The sequence below is a fragment of the Acinetobacter sp. COS3 genome, assembly GCF_000475335.1.
Classification (GTDB): domain Bacteria; phylum Pseudomonadota; class Gammaproteobacteria; order Pseudomonadales; family Moraxellaceae; genus Acinetobacter; species Acinetobacter venetianus.
The window spans coordinates 87,849-108,651 of record NZ_AXCD01000078.1 but is presented as its reverse complement, the minus strand read 5'-3'; the positions used below and the strand labels follow the sequence as shown (position 1 = coordinate 108,651).

Here is a 20,803-nt window from a genome sequence, read left to right as displayed (position 1 = left end):
TCATATTATTTATTTGCTTGTTTTAGCAAACATTTCTCTTTGAGGAAATATCATGTCGCAGCGTTCCCGAGTGCTGCCTGGGTTTGGTCTATCATTGGGCTTTACCCTCGCTTACGTGTCTTTGATTGTGCTTATTCCTTTATCTGCTGTCTTTATCAAATCTTTTGGAGTTGGATGGGATGGCTTATGGGAAATTTTAACTTCAGAACGAATTTTAAAGTCCTTACAGCTTAGCTTTAGTGCTGCATTAATCGCTGCACTAGTTAACGTTATTTTTGGCTTGTTACTGGCTTGGTGTTTAGTACGATATAGCTTTCCAGGTAAACGGATTGTTGATGCATTAGTTGATTTACCCTTTGCTCTACCAACTGCCGTTGCAGGTATTGCACTCACCTCTTTATATGCACCAACAGGCTGGATTGGACAATATCTTTCTCCGCTTGGGATTGAAGTGGCTTATACACCAATTGGTATTACCCTTGCTCTAATTTTTATTGGTCTACCCTTTGTGGTTCGTACTGTTCAACCAGTACTCAGTGATATTGAAACTGAACTGGAAGAAGCCGCTTCTGCCCTAGGTGCAAATCGTTGGCAGACCATTACCAAAATCATTTTACCAATACTATTCCCTGCATTGCTCACTGGGTTCGCTTTAGCTTTTGCCCGCGGTGTCGGTGAATACGGTTCCGTGATTTTTATTGCAGGCAATCAACCCTATAAAACTGAAATTGCCCCCCTGATGATCATCTCTCGCTTAGAGGAATATGATTACGCAGGTGCAACGACCATTGCCGTAGTCATGCTCATTCTGTCATTTGCCATTCTATTTTTAATTAACTTAGTACAAGCATGGGCGAGCCGTCGCACTGGGAGAGTTGCACAATGAGCCTAAATACCAACAGCAATGCTTTAGCTCTCAAACTTCAAAGTCGAGATGCAACTCGCGAACCGACATGGGTTCGTTTTAGCCTAATCAGCGTTGCCTTAATCTTTTTCCTCAGTTGTTTGATCTTGCCGCTGATTTTGGTTTTTGTTGAAGCATTTAAACAAGGTTTAGCGGTTTATATCAATGCGTTAACCGATTCAGATACTTTATCAGCTGTAAAACTTACCCTAATTACGGCTGCAATTGCCGTCCCTATTAATGTCGTGTTTGGTGTTGCAGCAGCATGGGCCGTTGCAAAATTTCAGTTCCGTGGTAAAGCCATCTTAACCACCATCATTGATATGCCTTTCTCGGTATCACCTGTGATTGCTGGATTAATGTTAGTTCTGATCTTTGGCACACAAGGTTGGATGGGTGGCTGGTTAATGGATCATGACATCAAAATTTTGTATGCCATCCCAGCGATTGTATTAGCCACTATTTTCATTACCGTTCCATTTGTAGCCCGTGAATTAATCCCTTTGATGGAAGCTCAAGGCACAGAGGAGGAAGAAGCAGCGATAGTACTGGGTGCTTCAGGTTGGCAAACCTTTTGGAAAGTAACCTTACCTAATATCAAATGGGGTTTGATCTACGGTGTGATTCTGTGTAATGCCCGTGCAATGGGTGAATTTGGTGCGGTCTCAGTTGTTTCAGGACATATCCGTGGTCAAACCAATACCTTACCGTTACATGTAGAAATTCTTTATAACGAATACACTTTTAGTGCTGCATTTGCTGTGTCTTCACTATTGGCATTTCTAGCAATCATTACATTAATTTTAAAAACTTGGCTTGAAGCTCGCCAAGACCAAGCAAATGAACATCAATTCAATCAAAATCAACCTAGCCACTAAGGAATAAGCACATGAGTATTCAAGTAAAAAATATTGAAAAACACTTTGGTGCATTCCATGCGCTGAAAAATATCTCTTTAGACTTTCCTGAAGGTGAATTAGTAGCCTTACTTGGTCCTTCAGGTTGCGGTAAAACAACATTATTACGGATCATTGCAGGTTTAGAATCTGCCGACGGTGGACAGGTGTTACTTGAAGGTGAAGATGCCACAGACATTCATGTCCGTGAACGACAAGTAGGTTTTGTATTCCAGCATTATGCATTGTTCCGTCACATGACTGTTTTTGACAATATTGCCTTTGGTTTACGCGTTCGCCCACGTGCAACACGCCCATCAGAAGCTGAAATTAAAAAACGTGTGACTCGCTTACTTGATCTCGTTCAACTTGGCTTTTTAGCAGACCGTTATCCAGCCCAACTTTCAGGTGGTCAACGCCAACGCATCGCTTTAGCACGTGCACTCGCTGTTGAACCGCGTGTTTTATTACTAGATGAGCCATTTGGCGCACTGGATGCAAAAGTTCGTAAAGAATTACGCCGTTGGTTACGTACTTTACATGATGAACTACATATCACCTCGATCTTTGTAACACATGATCAGGAGGAAGCTTTAGAAGTTGCAGATCAAATTATTGTCATGAATAAAGGTGATGTCGAACAAATTGGCTCACCACGACAAGTCTATGAAAAACCAGCTACGCCATTTGTTTTTGATTTCTTAGGTCAAGCAAATCGCTTTGAAGGTGAACACTCCAACGGTATTATCCATATCGATGAAAATCGCATTCAACTTCCAAATACTGTTGAAGCACCACAAGGAAAAGTAATTGCATTTGCAAGGCCAAATGAATTACATATTCATACCCAACCTCAGAACAACACCATTGAGGCTACTTTCCTACGTGAAGTATGGATAGCTGGGAAAGTTATTGCTGAATTACAAGATCGTAGTGGACGTACGATTGAAATTTTATTAAGTGTAGAAGAAGCAAATTTACATCAATTCAAACCGAATCAAACTGTTTGGATAAGTGCAACTCAACTTCATTTATTTGCAGACCAAACGACGCAAGTTGCTTAGAATAATACCTTGAGGATGGTTAAAATGTTCTTGCTGAACTTTAGCCGTTCCTCACCTTTTATGCGGAAAATGATTATGAACTTTCAACAACTCAGAATTATTCGAGAAACTGTTCGTCAAAACTTTAATTTAACTGAAGCTTCAGCGGCACTTTATACCTCCCAATCAGGTGTCAGTAAACACATTAAAGATTTAGAAGATGAATTAGGCGTGCAACTTTTTGTGCGTAAGGGCAAACGTTTACTTGGACTAACTGAGCCAGGTCAATCTCTCTTGAGTATCGTTGAACGTATGTTGGTTGATGCTGATAACATCAAACGTCTTGCCGATGATTTTAATAAAGTCGATGAAGGCACACTTACAATTGCAACGACACATACCCAAGCACGTTATGTTTTGCCTCCTATTGTGAACCAATTTAAAAAACTATTTCCCAAAGTGCATTTGGTTCTACAACAAGCTAGCCCCGTTGAAATTGCTGAAATGTTGTTACAGGGTGAAGCAGATATTGGTATTGCGACGGAGTCATTAACTACTGAGGAAAATTTGGCGAGCGTACCTTATTATGAATGGCACCACAGTATCATCACCCCGAAAGATCATCCTTTAGCAAAACTAGATAAAATTAGTCTCGACATTTTAGCTGAATACCCACTCATTACTTATCATGGTGGCTTCACAGGTCGTTCAAAAATCGACAAAGCATTTGAAGATGCACATCTGCACGCTGACATCGTCATGTCTGCTTTAGATGCCGATGTAATTAAAACCTATGTTGAGCTCAATATGGGTGTCGGTATTGTCAATGATGTTGCTTATGATGCTGAACGAGATTATCGTTTGCAACAGATCAAAACAGGTATTTTTGGTACAAACACAACGTGGATCGCAGTTCGTAAAGGACATTTACTTCGTGGTTACGGCTATGAGTTCATTTCGCTATGTTCGCCAAAAACAGACATTAAAGCACTTAAAAAAGTAGCTTATCCTGAAGAGTAAATAACAAAACAAAAGGTACATAAAAAAGCCTTTTGTTTTCTTTAGATCATAAAAAAACGAGCTTAAAGCTCGTTTTTTTATATCCAGTTGTTTAGAACTTGAAGTTCACACCAACTTTAGCCACTGGCATCCACTCATATTTGCTCTTGTTAGCAATTTTATCTGCTTCACGATCAGCCGCTGATTGACCTGACTCAACACCACCAACTTTTACCAGACCTTCTGATTTCAGATCAACAGTTGGGTTACCAGTATAGTAAGCACCTACTTCACCAAACACACCAATGTTTTTATAAACAGGAGTGTTAAGACCGAAACCTAGGTATGGAGCAAGCTGGTTGTCATAGTTTAAATGACCTTTTACAGAACCACTGCCGCCAGGTGCATAGTAGTTAGAACCATCGATTTTAATCGTATCGTTCGAGTTAGATACTGATTTTTTCAAATCATAGCTATTATCTAAATAACCAACACCCGCTGCTACATATAATGCACGAGCAAACGCATTTTCATTCGCACCCCATGGATAAATTTCTGCATTTAAATATGCGTTTTTATTATCCATATCCATATCATACTTAGTGCCATCAATTTTCAAGCTATCAGACCAAGAGATATCTCCGCCGTTATAACCCAAGCTTAGTGCCACATAAGGATTTACACGATATGAAATCGCACCACCATAACCTGTAGTACCTACTTCAGCACGTACAGAAACTGGATCTAAATATGAAGGGAAAGCATAAACTGATTCCTTCACAACTTGTTCATCTGCTGCAAATGCAGTACCTGCAATCGCTGTTAATGCACCTGCTGCTAACATAACACGCAAAGCTTTCATTGGAGTCTCCTCAAAAAATGCTCTTATTTAAAAATGTATAATTGTTGCTTGTGGAATTAGCATAAAAGAATGATCGCTAACTTTTTATACAGAAAATGATTACTTTTTGTTATTTTTTGATACAAATTCAGAATAATTGTGAATTGTAAAATAATGAATAAAAAACAATAAAATCCGTTTTTATTACAATTTTGTTGCATAAATTTAAAACAGTTTATTGTAACTACTTTTTTCAAAGCTAATTGATCTAATTTAGTGTAAAATCTTCAAAATTTTTTTGGAAGATGGAAGATCATGTCTCAGCTTTCTACAATCATTGAGCAAGCATTTGAAGACCGCGCCAACTATAGCGCAGCGGACTGCCCTACTGAAATTCGTCAAGCTGTTGAAGAAGCTTTGACTGGCTTAGACAACGGTACACTTCGTGTAGCTGAGAAAATCGATGGTGAATGGGTTGTTCACCAATGGTTAAAAAAAGCAGTTTTATTATCATTCAAACTTAATGACAATAAACCAATCGAGTCTTGTGATCTTCGTTTCTATGACAAAGTTGATACAAAACACTCAGGTTGGACTGAAGAACAATTCAAAGCAGCTGGTGTACGTATTGTACCACCTGCTGTTGCTCGTCGTGGAAGTTTCCAAGCGAAAAATGTTGTATTAATGCCATCATATGTCAACATCGGTGCGTATGTTGATGAAGGCACAATGGTTGACACATGGGCAACTGTAGGTTCATGTGCACAAATTGGTAAAAATGTTCACTTGTCTGGTGGCGTTGGTATTGGTGGTGTTTTAGAACCATTACAAGCAAACCCAACAATTATTGAAGACAACTGCTTCATTGGTGCACGTTCTGAAATCGTTGAAGGCGTGATCGTTGAAGAAGGTTCTGTGATTTCAATGGGCGTTTTCATCGGTCAATCAACTAAGATCTTTGATCGTGAAACAGGCGAAATTCACTACGGTCGTGTACCTGCTGGTTCTGTTGTTGTTGCAGGTAACCTTCCTTCTAAATGCGGTACATACAGCTTATATGCTGCAATCATCGTGAAAAAAGTTGATGCTAAAACTCGTGCTAAAACGAGCTTGAACGACTTATTACGTGCAGACTAATCTGTCATTTATTTAAGGAACTTAACCGTTCCTTGGAGCTTCAGTCGCTCCTCGTCTCTACGATCAGACATGGTCGTAGAGATTTTGTTTTTATATAGCATGCTGCTTTTGTTATAACTGTTTGTGGTAACTCTTTATGGCTTCCTTACGTTCTTCTGCAATTCCTGTCTCTGATCCTGCGGCTGGGCTGCGTATTACTGAGATTTTTTATTCTTTGCAAGGCGAAGCGAATACCTTTGGTTTACCAACCGTATTTATCCGCTTAACAGGTTGCCCACTACGCTGCAGTTATTGTGATACGACTTACTCCTTTGAAGGTGGTGAGCGTTTTTCACTTGAACATATCATCGAAACAGCAAGCCAATATAAAACACCTTATATCTGCGTCACAGGTGGAGAACCTCTGGCACAACCGAATTGCTTGATTTTGTTGCAACGTCTTTGCGATCTAGGTTTTCAAGTTTCTCTCGAAACCAGTGGTGCTTTAGATGTATCAAAAGTTGATTCACGCGTTTCTAAAGTACTTGATTTGAAAACACCCACTTCAAAAGAAGATCATCGTAATTTATTGAGTAATATTGATCACCTCACACAACATGATCAAATCAAATTCGTCATTTGTAATCGAGAAGACTATGAATGGTCTAAACAGCAACTTGAACAATTTCAATTGCAGGAAAAAGTGAGTACAGTCTGGTTCTCACCAGCCTTTGCTGTTGAAAAAGGTGCCGTTGCCTTACCTGCTTTAGCACGTGATTTGGCACAATGGATTTTAGCAGACCATCTCCCCGTTCGGTTCCAACTACAGTTACATAAACTGTTGTGGAACGATGAATCTGGTCGTTAGAAAACTTTAAAAGTTCGTTCTCAAAATAGATCAGCTTTTTTCAAATTTATTTTAGGTTGAATCATGGAAAATAATATGCGTTCTCGTGCCATCGTATTATTGTCTGGTGGCTTAGACTCGACAACTTGTCTTGCTTGGGCACAAGCAAACTATGAGTGTATAGCTTTAAGTTTTATGTACGGTCAACGTTCTACAACAGAACTTGATGCAGCTAAAGCACTTGCGAAACGTGCGGGTGTTGAACATCGCGTGATTAATATTGATTTGGGTAACTTAGGTGGCTCAGCACTTACAGATCATAACATTGATGTTCCAGAGCAACTACAAGAAGGCATTCCTGTAACTTATGTTCCAGCTCGTAACACAATTTTCCTCTCTTATGCCCTAGCCGCAGCAGAGGTTTTTGATGCTGAAGCGATTGTGATTGGAGTAAATGCTGTTGATTATTCAGGATATCCAGATTGCCGCCCTGAATTTATTGATGCTTTTGCAAATCTTGCTCGTCTTGCAACAAAAGCAGGTGTTGAAGGAAAACCACTTAAAATTGAAACACCTCTGTTACATTTATCCAAAGCGAATATTATACGCTTAGGGATCGAACATGGCGTAGACTATAGCCAAACGGTATCCTGCTACCAAGCAGATGCTCAAGGACGTGCATGTGGCAAATGCGACAGTTGCCGTTTACGTCAACAAGGTTTTATCGAAGCAGGTATTGCGGATCCTACACGTTATACTGAATAGACGATATAGGGTAATAATTAGGTACAATATATGAAGTTTTTCAAATCAAATCTTATTCTTTCTACAATGATGTCAGCTGCTGCATTACTGGCAACAGGGGCTCACGCAGCTGATAATCCTTTACAAACTGCGTATAAAAGTACCAATGTTAAAGCAGCATTGATCAACGTATGTAAAGATCAAACTGCGAAAGGCGGTAAACTCACTTCTGCAGAAGTAAGCAAATTCTGTGGTTGCCAAATTGATGCCCAAGGTAAAGTGACCGAAGCGCAAAAATGGGAAATCCAAAGCGCGATCAATGCTAAGAAAAGCCCTAGTTCTTTAGCTTTTGTACAAAAGCAAAATAAAGACTTACAAGCTTGCTTAGGCGCACCACTCGTTTCTAAGCTAGAAAAGCTAACTGAAGAAGCAATGAAAGCAGCTCAACAAGCGCAGAAAAAATAAGCCTTTGTTGTTCTAAAGAAAGCCTGCATTTTGCAGGCTTTTTTTCTTTTCTGTTAGACTCTATTGATCTTAATTCAGTTGAATTCGCATGCAAGATCAATGGAAAACTAACGCCAATCATAGGCGATCTATCGTGTCATTCAGTGGCGGTAAAGATAGCTCTCTCGCGTTATATCATGCGCTACAATCAGGCACAGTAATTGGTTTGATTGTCATGCTGGAAGAGCAAGGACAACGATCACGTTCACATGCCATGCCTCTTGATATTATTCAAGCACAAGCAGATGCAATTGGTTTACCTGTTTTTATGGCATCTTCGAGTTGGGCTGATTACGAAGATAAGTTCATAGATTTAATGAATCAAGCAAAGCAAAAAGGTGCTGAAGTTTTAGTGACTGGTGATCTGGATATGCCTCAACACGGTTGTTGGCACGATCGCGTGACCCAGCAAGTTAGTCTTAAATTGGCAATGCCCCTTTGGTTACGCCCACATCGTGAAGTCGTGGAAGAGTTCATCAATTTAGGTTTCCGAAGTGTCATCGTCACTGTAAATTTAAAGCTCGGTATGAAAGTCGAAGACCTTGGCAAAATCCTAACCTTAGAATATATCCAAGAACTTGAAAGCCGTGACATCGATCCATGTGGTGAAGGCGGTGAATTTCATACCACCGTTATTGATGGACCAATTTTTAACAAAGCTATACCTATACGTCAGTGCAATATTGTTTATCATGAAGAATATGCTTTTCTACCACTTGAATTAGATCAAATTTAATTTATTAAAAGGATGCACAATGTCTGAGAATATTGAATTACCAAATCACGTTTTCCCAACAACACAAGGCGAAATTAATCTAGCCGAGATAGCAAATGAATGGCTGGTGTTATACTTTTATCCAAAAGATTCAACACCTGGATGTACAACCCAAGCTGTTGGTTTTTCATGCTTGAAAGATCAATTTGATGCTTTAGGTTGTCAAATTATTGGTGTATCTCGTGACTCAGTGAAGGCACACCAAAACTTCACTGAAAAGCAATCACTAACCATTGATCTCATCAGTGATAAAGAAGAAGTGCTGTGCAAACATTTTGACGTAATTAAAGAAAAAAATATGTACGGCAAACAAGTGATGGGAATCGAGCGATCAACTTTTATTTACCACAATAAGCAATTAGTTAAATCTTATAGAAAGGTTAAAGCTGCTGGTCATGCTGAACAGGTATTAGAAGATTTAAAAGCATTACAAGCTGGATAAATTAGTTTTTTAATGCTAAGGGCGAGTTTCAAACTCGCTTTTTTACTGAAGTAAATTGATCAGTGCTTTGCTCTTCACGTATGATAAAAAACTAAAAAAATTACATTTAAGACATCGCCATGGACAAGCTCATACTTCTTCTTATTTTTCCTTTTTTTATCTCCGCATGTAGTGCAAATGCACCAGATAGCTCGACACGAGACTCTCCTAGTGTGGATCAAATCTCAAAATCTGCGATAGAAATTAGTTGCCAAGATTTACAGAATCCAGCTTATCAACAATCAATTTTAAATGCGATTAACGAAATACGACAACATCCACGTCAATGCGGCCAAAAACGCTATCCAGCTGTAGCGCCTCTAGTTTGGAATAGCCATTTATACAACAGCGCATTTGCTCAATCAGAAGATATGGCAAAACACAATTTTCTCGGTCATGTCAGTACTACAGGCTTAGATTTGAAGGCGAGATTAAAACTTTACCACTTCAAAGGTCGTGGCGGTGGTGAAAATGTTGCGCGCGGTCAGAAAAACTTAAATCAAGTCATGGCAACGTGGCTTGCAAGTCCAGTGCATTGTGCAAATCTGATGCACCCTAAATTCACGGATTATGCACTTGCTTGCACATCCGACCGATCTGCAAAACAAAAGGCTTACTGGACTCAACAGTTTGGTGTTCGTTAGTCAGTCTGTGATTGATATTGAAAAACTTTCGCCATAATTTTCCATTCACCATGATCAAAAACGAAGGTTAGCGCATCATAAAAATATTTAGGTGAAATCGCACACTCTACATGTGCGACTGCCAGCTGATCATTGAGTAAATGAACTGACATAATTTTATCCTGCCTTGCTTCATGTTTAGATGCAGGTGAAATGCGCTGTGATACCATTGCAAAATAGGTTTGCATGTCCAACTTTAAAATGGGTTTATCCGTGGCATTGATATAAATCGCGTCAGGGTGAAACACATCATTCAACTTGCTCACATCACAAAAATACAAAGCATCAAAATATTTTTGTAGTTGTGAATGGATTTCAACTATTGCTTGCTGACTCATATTCTTACTCAACTTGATGAACTGTACATTTTGCTTGTTTCTGCCGTAAGATCGTAACCGACTCCCCTGCAACCCCCCAATTATCTGTATCAACCTCATCGATCACGACAAAGGTAGTGGCAGGATCTTTATCAAGTACACGAACAACCAACTCTGTTGCTTCTTGAATCAACTGCTGCTTTTGCTGTTGTGAAGCATTTTCTTTAGTGATTTGAATTAAAATATAAGGCATTTCATTTTCCTTGTGATGATTTTTATTATTCAGTTTCCGCCATAATTGCATCCTGAACCGTTTGTCGGTTAGCAACACGCTGCATAAAACTGGTTAAATACTTAAAATGCGTAAGCTCTAAACCAATAAATCCAGCCCATCTTGTCACCACAAAAAGATAAATATCTGCAATGCTCAATTCATTTCCTGTTAGATAAAGCTGCCCAGTGAGTTGTTGATCGATCCATGCATAATGTTGGTTTAAAATTTCAGTAAATAGTGCTTTTGTCCGCTCACCATAAGATTCATGGAAAAATGGTGAATATGCTTTATGAATTTCAGAGGCAATAAAGTTCATCCATGCCAAGACTTGATAACGTGGCAATGTATTGATTTTTGGTAGTAAATCATCACGCTTTGCTTGATCAACCAAAAACTGACTAATGATCGCTCCTTCAGTTAAAAACTGACCATCATCAAGCTGTAAGAGTGGAACTTGCCCTTTAGAATTTAACTGATAAAAATCTTCGCCGGATGTAGTCAGGTGTTGCTGTAAGTCGACTTTGACCAATTCAAAAGGAATACCAATTTCTCTTAAAACAATATGAGGCGCTAAAGAACATGCATTTGGTGAATAAAAAAGTTTCATAAAATCACTCCATCATTTGAGATAAAGCCATCTTATTATTTACATTAATGTGCTTAAATAGCATACAAATCAAATCATTTTTTACATGGTGTAATCAATGACACAACTCAAAAGAATGATGTTCAGCAGTGTCGAACTTTTTTGCTTAGTTGCTGAATATGAAAGTTTTTCCAAAGCCGCATTACATGCAGGCGTTAGTCCAGCAGCCGTGAGTCGTTCAATTGCTCGATTAGAAAAACGTTTAACCACGCCACTTTTTATTCGAACTACACGCCAAGTCCGATTGACCACACAAGGAAAAACCTATTTTGAGGAATGTAAACAAGCACTGAATCAAATTTTAGAAGCAGAACAGCATCTCAAAAATCAAAATCAACAACCTACAGGACTGATTCGCATCAGTGTGCCAACACCTTATGGGCATTATCGAATTTTGCCCTTATTGGCTAAATTTACACAGCAATACCCAGCAATTGAAATTGATGTTCAATTGACCAATAAGAATATAGATTTCATTGCAGAAGGTTTTGATTTGGCGATTCGCGGTAGACAATTTGCCGATTCAAATTTGATTGCACGTAAGCTAGAACAAGCAGAGCTTATCGTGGTTGCATCACCAACATATTTAAAAAAATTCGGTACACCACAACAGCTTGAAGATTTACAACATCATCAATGCATTCAGTTTGTGCTACCAAGCACGGGTAAAAATGTACCGTGGCTTTTCAACATCAACCATCAGACTATCGAATATACGACCAACGCTAAACTTCGTTGTTTAGATGATATTTTAGGCACGGTGACATTAGCTAAGCACAATGCAGGCCTATTACAAACTTATCGATTTATAGTGGAAAAAGAACTCGAAAGTGGTGTGCTAATAGAAGTATTGACTGATTTTTCTGGCGCATCTCGCCCATTTTCTTTGCTTTATCCATCAAAAAAACACGAGTCTTTTCATATCTGTGTTTTCATTGATTTCTTAATCGAAGCGTTAAAGCCGTAAAATGATTAAGTTAAATTGCTTTTATCTTCAGCAAAATATTTTCGTTGCAATTCCGCATAGACATTCGTCTTTTTAAATTCACTCAGGAATTTAATCGTTCCTTGAGGAAAATATTCCTTTTGAATATCACCACGATAATATGCCTCTCGCATCGGTGTCGCCGAGATTGCCCCTTTTAAGCTATCCAACTCCACCATTTCCCATTCAGGGAATAGGCTCAGGTAATAAGATGATTCATCTTTAAAATGACCAATCAAACCAACCTTTGCATCGGGCTGAATGACGCTATTAACCAAATCTTTAACTTGCTTCACCCACTTTTGATCATTATAAACGTCAACAACATGCACAAAACGAATCCGTTTCTGATCCTGTTCAGAGAAGTTGGAAAGAATCATTTGCTCACGTTCTATCGCTAAAAATGGATTCTTAATATTTCTCTCGGGCTGTGCTGAACCGAGAGCTAAAATCACAGATTGACTTTGTTGTAGTGCAATTTCAATGGTTTGCAGATGTGCCAAATGAAATGGCTGAAAGCGTCCAATAAAAACAAGATAGTCAAATGTGTACATAGGCTTAATTTCACTTTTTGTGAACTCATCAGTTGCACTATATTCAGTAAATATGCGACATAATGAGGGCACTTAAAAAATCAATCTGGATTAAAGCAAGGATAGTACGATGACACTTAGCTGTATTCAACAACCTCATCAACATTTGCAAGCAAATTTAGAAGATGGCGTACTCACCTTAGCCATTAACCGTTCAGAAGCAAAGAATGCGCTTTACGGCGAATTGTATCTTTGGATCGCCCAAGCATTAGATGAAGCTGATGCCAGCAAAGAAGTCCGTGTCGTAATTTTCCGTGGTGCAGAACAAGACTTTACCGCGGGTAATGACATGAAAGACTTCATGGGCTTCATGCAGAAACCATACGAAGGCAAAGCAGGTGATCAACCTCCATTTGTCCTATTAAAAGCAGCAGCTCGTTTCTCTAAACCTCTCATTATTGCAGTGAAAGGTGTTGCAATTGGTATTGGCGTAACGATTTTATTACATGCTGATATCGTCTTTGCAGACAATACTGCCCTGTTCCAAATTCCATTTGTCAGTCTTGGTCTTTCTCCTGAAGGCGCAGCAAGCCGTTTATTAGTGAAGCAAGCTGGTTATCAAAAAGCGGCCGAATTACTATTCACAGCGAAAAAATTTGATGCTGCAACAGCGGTTAAGGCAAATCTTGTCAATGACGTAGTTGAGGACGTTTATGCAACTGCTCAACAAACTGCACAACATCTAGCGGCATTACCGTTAGCATCATTAAAACAAAGCAAAGCACTCATGAAAAAAGACTTGGCTGAAATCATCGCTTGTGTAGATGACGAAGCAGAAATCTTTATGCAACGTGTTCGCTCACCTGAAATGATGGAAGCTGTGCAAGCATTTATGCAAAAACGTAAACCTGACTTTTCTCAGTTCAATTAATGAGACAATAACTCATTAATAAAACGAAACCACTTCATTGCAAAATCGAGGTGGTTTTTTTATTGAACGTCCCAATATGAATATAAAAGTTTTAGGAAAATATCAAACTCATGTCAGATCAAAATCAAACTGAAAAAAAGCGTTATTATGAACCTGCCCCACAAGACATCGATATTGCCAACTTCCGTAAGGTGGTTGAAAGCAGACGCTCTGTGCGTAAATTTACAGATAAACCGATTCCAAATGAAGTTTTAGATGAATGTTTAGATTTGGCGCTACTTGCACCAAACTCATCCAACTTACAACCTTGGACATTTTATGTCGTTCAAAACCCGAGTAAGAAAAAGCAACTTGTTAAAGCGTGTCTAAACCAACTTGCTGCGAAAACTGCCTCAGAATTGATTGTCTGTGTTGCACGTACAGATCGTCTGGATGAAATGGCAAAACGTAATATCAGCGAGTTTCCTTTTCCTGAAGCGCCCCCTGCTGTTCAAAAATATTATCGTTTTATTCCATACAATTATAAGACAGGCTATTTCAATGCCTTAGGTAACTTTAAAAAAGTGGCTTTCAAAGTTGTAAGAACACTTGATAAACAGCTTCCTGTTACTGCTTTTAATGCTGCTGATGCGAAACTATGGGCAACTAAAACTACTGCGCTCGCTTGTGAAAATTTGGTATTGGCTCTACGTGCTTATGGTTTTGATAGCTGTATGATGGAAGGTTTTGATGAGCCTTTGGTTCGTAAAATTTTAAAATTGAATGATCAACAATACCCTGTGATGGTGATTGGTGCGGGTGAACGTGCCAAAGACGGCGTATTCTTCCCACAATATCGTTTTGATCGTGATTTATTCATTCAAAAAGTATAATTATTCAATATCTAATATTTGGATAAATTCAAAGGCAGGCTCTTCATAAGGATGGCTTGCCTTTAATGCTTTGGCGACAGTACTGGCTTTATCTTTTGGGACAATGGTTTCAACCCGCCATTCTTCAAGTTGTTCGAGTTCATCTAATTTCCCAAGAAAAGGCTTTGCACCTTTAATAGGCTTAAATTGCCCTATTCCTTTCACTTGCCAAGCACAGTGTTCATAATTGCCAATACCACCAGCACCCGCTTCAAAAATAGCAAGTTTGGTTGACTCTAAATGTGATTCAGGTACGTAATAAATAAGCTTTAGCATAGTTTTAATGATGTTAATCTTTATATGATCATCAAATCATAAGCTCAAAAATGACGAAAAATCAAAGTGAAATATTCATCACAAGGTAACTTACCACGATAAACATCACTTGGATTATGACTGTTAAGCTAAACCAGAACCAGCCTTTATCTTTGGTATACGCTGTCCTTATATGATTCTCATGTTTCATCATATTGTTCTCCGAGTTTTATAATCATTATTGAGAAAGCAAAAATTGAACCAGTTTTTAAAAGCAAAATTGACCTGAAGCCATACTTCTTAAATCAGTTATGCCAAGTTATATTCATAATATATTACTAAATTCTTCGATTTCAAAATATGAGCAACTCATTTCAATCTCAATGGGATCAGTTCTATCCCAACAAACTCCCAATTTCTCATTATCTAGTTCAATACTTTCAACAGTCTTGGTTTAGAATCCATAGCCTGCCCGAATCAAAAAGGTATGCAGATACGCCTGCTGAATATGAATTACTACTAAATCGACATAATCAAATTATTACAGACTGTTTTAGGGAAAATACCTCTATCTTTATAGTTTCAGGTCACTATTTTAGCCGTTCCCGTAACAATAAAGCCTATGATCCAGCCTTTATACTCGCCTACAAATTTCATTTAGAGCAGGAAATCAACTTAACCCGAGCTAATCCTGAATATTATGATGGAGAAGATAAAGATCACTACTTTAGACCATGCTCTGTAAAAGTAACTTGGCAAGCTAATGAACATAATGACTTATTGAAAAAAATCGCTGACGATGAATTAAGGGCTTTTATGATTTCTTTTGACCAGAACATTATCGTTGCACCTTATGATGGCGGTATTGATTTTATTATTTTTGACGATGCAAAAAGGCAAGCTTTAAGGGATAAATATAGAGATTGGCTTTCACCAAGAGAAGATGGACTATAGGATATTAGAATAAATCTTGTTGTTCCTTAATAAAACCTAGGGCCTCTTGAAACATTACATGCCAATTATCATTTGGCTGTTGATATAAAGGAAGCCAAAAAAACTCAAAATCTAAACCGCCACCATCCTGACAGTGATGTGTCCAAGTTTCAGCTAAATCTGCGCTTACCTTACATAAATAGAAATACCAATTTTGCTGGTTAAATTTAATTTGAAAGTTTCCAATAAACTTTGGATTTGGCTCAGCGATCAGTCCCGATTCCTCAAATAATTCACGAATAGCTGCATTTTGATGATGTTCATGTTTTTCAATTGTCCCTTTTACAAGCTGAATACCTACGAGTGGATGTTTAAAAACCAATATATCCAACTGTTGTTTCTGACGTCTTAAAACAATAGGAACAACTTTTTTCATAATTCATATCAACAAAATAAGCCAATTTAACTGATTAGATTAAATTGGCTACATAGATGATTCAAACAAATCAAAGTTTAAATTTTAGATAGTTTAGTTCTGATCTATTGCTCAACAATGTCATATTTTTTCTTAATCTCTTGATTGATCGCAGCTGAGACATATATTTCACTTTGCTGGTTGCCACTTGCAGCAGAACAACTCACTTCTACAGTAGATTTTGGCTCGTGATATTGTCCAAAAGTATTTGTATTACCATGAATACGATTTTCTATTGCACTTGAAAAAGGGTTAATCGCATTTGTTTGTGGAAATACCACACTGCTGATCATTTCGTTTGAAGAATTAAGCACTTTAAAATTCAAACAACCTTTCGCAATCATCAACTCAGAAGCTCGTAACATTGCAAAATCATTGGCTTGTTTTTGTGAAGTCTTCTCATTGCCTTTAAACGTTACTTTATAATGATTCTGAGATAATTCAGTTTCAGCAAAGCCATTTTGCCCAATCAATGAATGTGGTTGATAGGTCGTTGAACATCCAGTTAATAGTACAGATAATATTAATATTTTTTTCATAGTGTGGTTCCCCTCTCACGTACAGAAGAATACCACAACAAAACCAATTTAAATAAAATAACTTTTATTATCAATAATTTAAACTTAATACACTTATATAGTTTATTCTTCTGCAAAATCGACAACTTGCCAAAAAAAATGCCACTAAAAAAGTGGCATTTTCAATCATCGGTTGTTTAATTAACCAATAAATTTACGTGCGTTGCGGAACATACGTAACCATGCACCATCTTCAGCCCAATCTTCAGGCTTCCAAGAATGCTGTAAAGCACGGAAGTTACGCTCTGGATGCGGCATCATCACTGTTGCGCGGCCATCTTTAGAAGTTTGACCTGTAATCGCCTCAGGTGAACCATTCGGGTTCAATGGATAGTGCTGAGTTGGATTACCCAAGCTATCCACATAACGCAAGATCACTTGATTCTCTGCATTTAAAGCAGCAATTTGCTGTTCAGTTGCAACCAAACGACCTTCACCATGCGCAACCGCGATTGGTAAAATCGAACCTTGCATATCTTCAAGCAATACAGAAACAGATTTCTCTACGCGAACATTCACTGCACGCGCTTCAAATACTTCTGACATGTTACGGTGGAAACGTCCCCAATGCTCTGCACCAGGAATCAGCGGAGCAAGTTGTGACATCATTTGACAGCCGTTACATACGCCTAAGCTGAATGTATTTTCACGATGGAAGAATTGTTCGAACTGATCACGTAGTTTCGCATTGAACAATACTGATTTCGCCCAACCACCGCCAGCACCCATTACGTCACCGTATGAGAAGCCACCACAAGCGACTAAACCTTCAAAGTCGCTCAAGCTGACACGACCTGCAAGCAAGTCACTCATGTGTACGTCGATGGTATTGAAGCCCACTTTATCAAATGCAGCCGCCATTTCCACATGACCATTAACACCTTGCTCGCGCAAGATTGCCATGTTTGGACGACGTGTATTAATAAACGGTGCTTCAACTGGCTCATTCAAGTCATAAGTTGCTTGTGCAATTAAACCTTTATGATTTTGATCTGCAATCAAAGCAAACTCTTGATCAGCTGTTTCAGCATTGTCACGTAAACGTTGGATTTGATGAGAGACTTCAGCCCAAGCTTGTTGTAATTCAGCGCGCTCAAGCGTTAAACCATTTACAACCAATTGATCCGTGGTATTTACACGACCAACAACAGCAATTGCATCTTTCAGGCTTGATGCTGCAACTTCAACTTCTAACTGCGCCCAATCAGCAGCAGTAATTTGCAGTACGGCACCAATTTCTTCAGCAAATAGGCTTTCTGTTGATTGATTTTGTAATGCTACACCTAAGCGTGATGCAAACATCATCTCGGCAACAGTTGCTAATAAACCTCCATCACCAATGTCATGGTAAGCCTTGATTAAACCACGATTGTTCCAGTCTTGAATCAAGGCAAAGAATGCTTTGAAGTCATCAAAACTATCGACATCAGGTGTCACCGAACCAATCGCTTTATACACTTGTGCAAGGATCGAACCACCTAAACGGAACTGCCCTTTAGATAGATCAATACGAACCAGTACTGAATCAGCTAAGTTCTTCAATTCAGGCGTTAAGGTTTTACGAACATCTAGAACTGGTGCAAATGCAGTGATTACCCCTGTCATTGGCGAAGTAACAGCTTTGTCTTCACCATCATTCCACGTCGTACGCATTGAAAGTGAATCTTTACCCACTGGAATTGCGATGCCTAATGCAGGACACATTTCCATACCAATCGCTTTCACACCTTCAAACAAGGCTTGGTCTTCACCTTTTTGACCTGCCGCGGCCATCCAGTTTGCTGAAAGTTTGATATCACTAATTTGTTCAATGTTGGCACAGGCAATATTGGTAATTGCTTCAGCAACCGCTAAACGTGCAGATGCCGCAGGATTTAACAAAGCAACTGGTGGACGTTCGCCCATTGCCATTGCTTCACCCGTGAAGCCTTGCAAACTTGTGGTGGTTACTGCTGCATCAGCAACAGGCACCTGCCAACGACCCACCATTTGATCACGCGCAACCATTCCCGTAATCGAACGGTCGCCAATGGTAATCAAGAATGATTTAGAAGCCACTGTTGGGTTCTTTAATACGCGGAAAATCGCATCTTTCAAATCAACTTTTGCTACGTCAAAGTCATTACCTGTACGCTCAATCGTTTCATATGAACGTTGCATACGTGGCGTACCGCCCAACATGACTTGCATTGGGATGTCGACTGCATTGTTTTCAAACAATGGATCTTCAACTGTTAAATGACGTGCTTCTGTCGCTTCACCTAACACGGCAAATGGACAACGTTCACGCGCACAAATTTCTTCAAACTGTTCTAAAGATTCTGGACGAATCGCTAACACATAACGTTCTTGTGCTTCGTTTGACCAGATTTCCATCGGGCTCATACCTGGCTCTAAAGATGGAATCTTACGAAGGTTCAATACAGCACCTAACTCGTGATCATTCACTAGTTCAGGCATCGCATTGGATAGACCACCCGCACCCACGTCGTGTACAGACACGATTGGGTTAAAGTCTTCTAAGCGCCAGCATGTATCAATGACTTCTTGGCAACGGCGTTCCATTTCTGGATTTTCACGTTGTACTGAAGCAAAGTCTAAGCTCTCGCCCATCGTACCGCTGTCTACAGAAGATGCTGCACCACCGCCAAGACCGATCAACATGGCAGGACCGCCCAATACAATGAGCAAGTCACCTGGTTGGATCGCATCTTTTTCAACATGGTCAGGACGAATGTTCCCGTAACCACCAGCAATCATGATTGGCTTATGGAAGCCTTTGACTTCACCATTTACATTTTGTTCGAAAGTACGGAAGTAACCATTTAATGCTGGACGACCAAATTCGTTGTTAAACGCAGCGCCACCCAATGGACCTTCAATCATGATTTGTAATGGCGAAGCCATACGTGAAGGTTTGCCGTAGTTTTCTTCCCAAGGTTGTTCAAAACCAGGAATATTTAAGTTCGAAACAGTAAAGCCCGTTAAACCTGCTTTTGGTTTACCACCACGACCCGTTGCACCTTCATCACGGATTTCACCGCCCGAACCTGTTGCAGCACCAGCAAATGGAGCAATTGCTGTTGGGTGGTTATGTGTTTCAACCTTCATTAAAATGTGAGCGGCTTGGCTCTTATATTTATAAACAAAGTGACCATTTTCATCCGCTTTCGGATAAAAACGCATCGTGTCATAACCCACGATCACAGACGCATTGTCTTTATATGCTGACAATACATCTGTTGGAGACTCTTTATAGGTATTCTTAATCATCTGGAACAATGACAATGGTTGTTTTTCACCATCAATTGTCCATTCAGAACCAAAGATTTTATGACGACAGTGCTCAGAGTTTGCCTGAGCAAACATCATCAACTCGATGTCATTTGGATTACGACCCAGCTTGGTAAATGCTTCAGTTAAGTAATCAATTTCTTGCTCAGATAAAGCAAAGCCAAACTCATTATTGGCTTTAACTAATGCTTCTTTACCTTGACCCAAGATATCAATTGAGTTTAATGGCTTTGGCGCTGTTTCTGAGAACAAAGCTTTTGCATCATCAATTTGAGCAAAAACACTCTCTGTCATACGGTCATGTAATGCCAATTTCACTTCATTCGAAATCTCTTTCACACCTTTCAGTGTAAATAACAGACCACGCTCTAAACGGTGAATTGGCGTATTACAGTTTTGAAAAATATCCGTTGCTTTAGACGACCACGGAGAAATTGTCCCTACACGCGGGGTGACTAAAATCTGGATTTCATCACTTGCAGCTTGGCGAAGTTCGAAAGATTGACCATCGTTTAAAAGTTGTAATGCCGATTGATGTTGCTGCTCGTTGAGCGCTTGATCAAACAAATAAACCCACTGGCTGTCAAAAGATTGAACAGAACTCATTGACGCTAAACGGTTTAAGAGTTGAGTTTTCTTAAAAGAAGAATGTGCTGCTGCACCGGCCACGATAAACATGTTGACTTTGGCTCCACGGGCGGGTCTGACGAACCTACCACAATGTGACTTATGAGAGAGCGCATATTCTACTGTGAAAGGCTCATTTCAGCTAGACATATCCATCTTAAAAAAAAGAGTTTTCTACCTCAAATGGTCTAATTTCTATTAGCTTTATCTG

General features: G+C 39.2%; 25 protein-coding genes. 15 read left to right on the top strand and 10 right to left on the bottom strand.

Annotated features, from left to right (window positions below; all coding sequences use genetic code 11):
* The first annotated feature begins 52 nt into the window (after window positions 1-52).
* From cysT to IO68_RS32510, 4 genes are all read left to right on the top strand, one after another.
* On the top strand, window positions 53-886 hold the full coding sequence (cysT, locus tag IO68_RS32525) for a sulfate ABC transporter permease subunit CysT (protein WP_023014294.1): 834 nt from the start codon (window positions 53-55) through the stop codon (window positions 884-886).
* On the top strand, window positions 883-1,782 hold the full coding sequence (gene cysW / locus IO68_RS32520; RefSeq protein WP_023014293.1) for a sulfate ABC transporter permease subunit CysW: 900 nt from the start codon (window positions 883-885) through the stop codon (window positions 1,780-1,782). Before cysT ends, cysW begins: the two co-directional genes overlap by 4 nt.
* An 11-nt stretch (window positions 1,783-1,793) precedes the next feature.
* A complete protein-coding gene (locus IO68_RS32515; RefSeq protein WP_023014292.1) occupies window positions 1,794-2,864 on the top strand; it encodes a sulfate/molybdate ABC transporter ATP-binding protein in 1,071 nt (356 codons plus the stop codon).
* Window positions 2,865-2,939: 75 nt separating this feature from the next.
* Window positions 2,940-3,863, top strand: a complete 924-nt coding sequence (locus IO68_RS32510; RefSeq protein WP_004878513.1) for a CysB family HTH-type transcriptional regulator — start codon at window positions 2,940-2,942, stop codon at window positions 3,861-3,863.
* 91 nt (window positions 3,864-3,954) lie between these two features.
* Here IO68_RS32510 and carO read toward each other — a convergent pair whose 3' ends face one another.
* Entirely contained in the window at window positions 3,955-4,704 is a 750-nt protein-coding gene (gene carO, locus IO68_RS32505) for an ornithine uptake porin CarO (protein ID WP_004878512.1), read from the bottom strand.
* Window positions 4,705-4,998: 294 nt separating this feature from the next.
* Here carO and dapD point away from each other — a divergent pair, with 294 nt between their 5' ends.
* The 7 genes from dapD (at window position 4,999) to IO68_RS32470 (ending at window position 9,794) form a co-directional block, all read left to right on the top strand.
* On the top strand, window positions 4,999-5,820 hold the full coding sequence (gene dapD / locus IO68_RS32500; RefSeq protein ID WP_023014290.1) for a 2,3,4,5-tetrahydropyridine-2,6-dicarboxylate N-succinyltransferase: 822 nt from the start codon (window positions 4,999-5,001) through the stop codon (window positions 5,818-5,820).
* Window positions 5,821-5,956: 136 nt separating this feature from the next.
* A complete protein-coding gene (queE, locus tag IO68_RS32495; protein ID WP_023014289.1) occupies window positions 5,957-6,667 on the top strand; it encodes a 7-carboxy-7-deazaguanine synthase QueE in 711 nt (236 codons plus the stop codon).
* 75 nt (window positions 6,668-6,742) lie between these two features.
* Window positions 6,743-7,411 (top strand): 7-cyano-7-deazaguanine synthase QueC, encoded by a 669-nt coding sequence (gene queC / locus IO68_RS32490; RefSeq protein ID WP_023014288.1) that lies wholly within the window; start codon window positions 6,743-6,745, stop codon window positions 7,409-7,411.
* Window positions 7,412-7,441: 30 nt separating this feature from the next.
* Entirely contained in the window at window positions 7,442-7,855 is a 414-nt protein-coding gene (locus IO68_RS32485; protein WP_004878508.1) for a hypothetical protein, read from the top strand.
* Between the two features lie 88 nt (window positions 7,856-7,943).
* On the top strand, window positions 7,944-8,630 hold the full coding sequence (locus IO68_RS32480) for a diphthine--ammonia ligase (RefSeq protein ID WP_031234950.1): 687 nt from the start codon (window positions 7,944-7,946) through the stop codon (window positions 8,628-8,630).
* A gap of 19 nt (window positions 8,631-8,649) precedes the next feature.
* Complete coding sequence (locus IO68_RS32475; protein ID WP_019384051.1) at window positions 8,650-9,111, top strand: peroxiredoxin; 462 nt, start codon at window positions 8,650-8,652, stop codon at window positions 9,109-9,111.
* Between the two features lie 119 nt (window positions 9,112-9,230).
* Window positions 9,231-9,794 (top strand): CAP domain-containing protein, encoded by a 564-nt coding sequence (locus IO68_RS32470; RefSeq protein ID WP_023014286.1) that lies wholly within the window; start codon window positions 9,231-9,233, stop codon window positions 9,792-9,794.
* On the opposite strand, the gene IO68_RS32465 is transcribed toward IO68_RS32470, so the two are convergent.
* From IO68_RS32465 to gstA, 3 genes are read right to left on the bottom strand one after another with little or no spacing between them, the layout of a single operon-like run.
* Window positions 9,791-10,171, bottom strand: coding sequence for a nuclear transport factor 2 family protein (locus IO68_RS32465; protein ID WP_023014285.1), 381 nt, complete (start codon window positions 10,169-10,171; stop codon window positions 9,791-9,793). The two genes, IO68_RS32470 and IO68_RS32465, sit on opposite strands and share 4 nt — an antisense overlap.
* A 4-nt stretch (window positions 10,172-10,175) precedes the next feature.
* Entirely contained in the window at window positions 10,176-10,403 is a 228-nt protein-coding gene (locus tag IO68_RS32460) for a 2-hydroxymuconate tautomerase family protein (protein WP_023014284.1), read from the bottom strand.
* Window positions 10,404-10,428: 25 nt separating this feature from the next.
* Window positions 10,429-11,031: a glutathione transferase GstA gene (gstA, locus tag IO68_RS32455; protein ID WP_023014283.1), complete on the bottom strand. Its 603-nt coding sequence runs from the start codon at window positions 11,029-11,031 to the stop codon at window positions 10,429-10,431.
* Window positions 11,032-11,128: 97 nt separating this feature from the next.
* Here gstA and IO68_RS32450 point away from each other — a divergent pair, with 97 nt between their 5' ends.
* Entirely contained in the window at window positions 11,129-12,037 is a 909-nt protein-coding gene (locus tag IO68_RS32450) for a LysR family transcriptional regulator (RefSeq protein ID WP_023014282.1), read from the top strand.
* Window positions 12,038-12,042: 5 nt separating this feature from the next.
* Here IO68_RS32450 and IO68_RS32445 read toward each other — a convergent pair whose 3' ends face one another.
* Window positions 12,043-12,609, bottom strand: a complete 567-nt coding sequence (locus IO68_RS32445) for a nicotinate-nicotinamide nucleotide adenylyltransferase (protein WP_007481489.1) — start codon at window positions 12,607-12,609, stop codon at window positions 12,043-12,045.
* 109 nt (window positions 12,610-12,718) lie between these two features.
* Between IO68_RS32445 and IO68_RS32440 the strand changes: the two genes are divergently transcribed.
* Window positions 12,719-13,519 (top strand): enoyl-CoA hydratase-related protein, encoded by an 801-nt coding sequence (locus IO68_RS32440; RefSeq protein WP_023014281.1) that lies wholly within the window; start codon window positions 12,719-12,721, stop codon window positions 13,517-13,519.
* 110 nt (window positions 13,520-13,629) lie between these two features.
* Window positions 13,630-14,391, top strand: a complete 762-nt coding sequence (locus tag IO68_RS32435) for a nitroreductase family protein (RefSeq protein ID WP_004878498.1) — start codon at window positions 13,630-13,632, stop codon at window positions 14,389-14,391.
* On the opposite strand, the gene IO68_RS32430 is transcribed toward IO68_RS32435, so the two are convergent.
* Both IO68_RS32430 and IO68_RS34305 read right to left on the bottom strand, forming a co-directional pair.
* Window positions 14,392-14,706, bottom strand: coding sequence for an NIF3 1 (locus IO68_RS32430; RefSeq protein ID WP_019384044.1), 315 nt, complete (start codon window positions 14,704-14,706; stop codon window positions 14,392-14,394).
* 61 nt (window positions 14,707-14,767) lie between these two features.
* Window positions 14,768-14,899 carry a KGW motif small protein gene (locus IO68_RS34305; protein WP_252152115.1) on the bottom strand — a complete coding sequence of 44 codons (132 nt, stop codon included), beginning with the start codon at window positions 14,897-14,899 and terminating at the stop codon, window positions 14,768-14,770.
* Window positions 14,900-15,045: 146 nt separating this feature from the next.
* On the opposite strand from IO68_RS34305, the gene IO68_RS32425 reads away from it, so the two are divergent.
* Window positions 15,046-15,639, top strand: a complete 594-nt coding sequence (locus IO68_RS32425) for a hypothetical protein (RefSeq protein WP_023014280.1) — start codon at window positions 15,046-15,048, stop codon at window positions 15,637-15,639.
* Between the two features lie 4 nt (window positions 15,640-15,643).
* On the opposite strand, the gene IO68_RS32420 is transcribed toward IO68_RS32425, so the two are convergent.
* From IO68_RS32420 to purL, 3 genes are all read right to left on the bottom strand, one after another.
* Complete coding sequence (locus IO68_RS32420) at window positions 15,644-16,054, bottom strand: NUDIX hydrolase (protein ID WP_023014279.1); 411 nt, start codon at window positions 16,052-16,054, stop codon at window positions 15,644-15,646.
* 104 nt (window positions 16,055-16,158) lie between these two features.
* Window positions 16,159-16,632, bottom strand: coding sequence for a CC0125/CC1285 family lipoprotein (locus tag IO68_RS32415; RefSeq protein WP_023014278.1), 474 nt, complete (start codon window positions 16,630-16,632; stop codon window positions 16,159-16,161).
* A gap of 180 nt (window positions 16,633-16,812) precedes the next feature.
* Entirely contained in the window at window positions 16,813-20,643 is a 3,831-nt protein-coding gene (gene purL / locus IO68_RS32410; RefSeq protein ID WP_023014277.1) for a phosphoribosylformylglycinamidine synthase, read from the bottom strand.
* Between the last annotated feature and the right edge of the window lie 160 nt (window positions 20,644-20,803).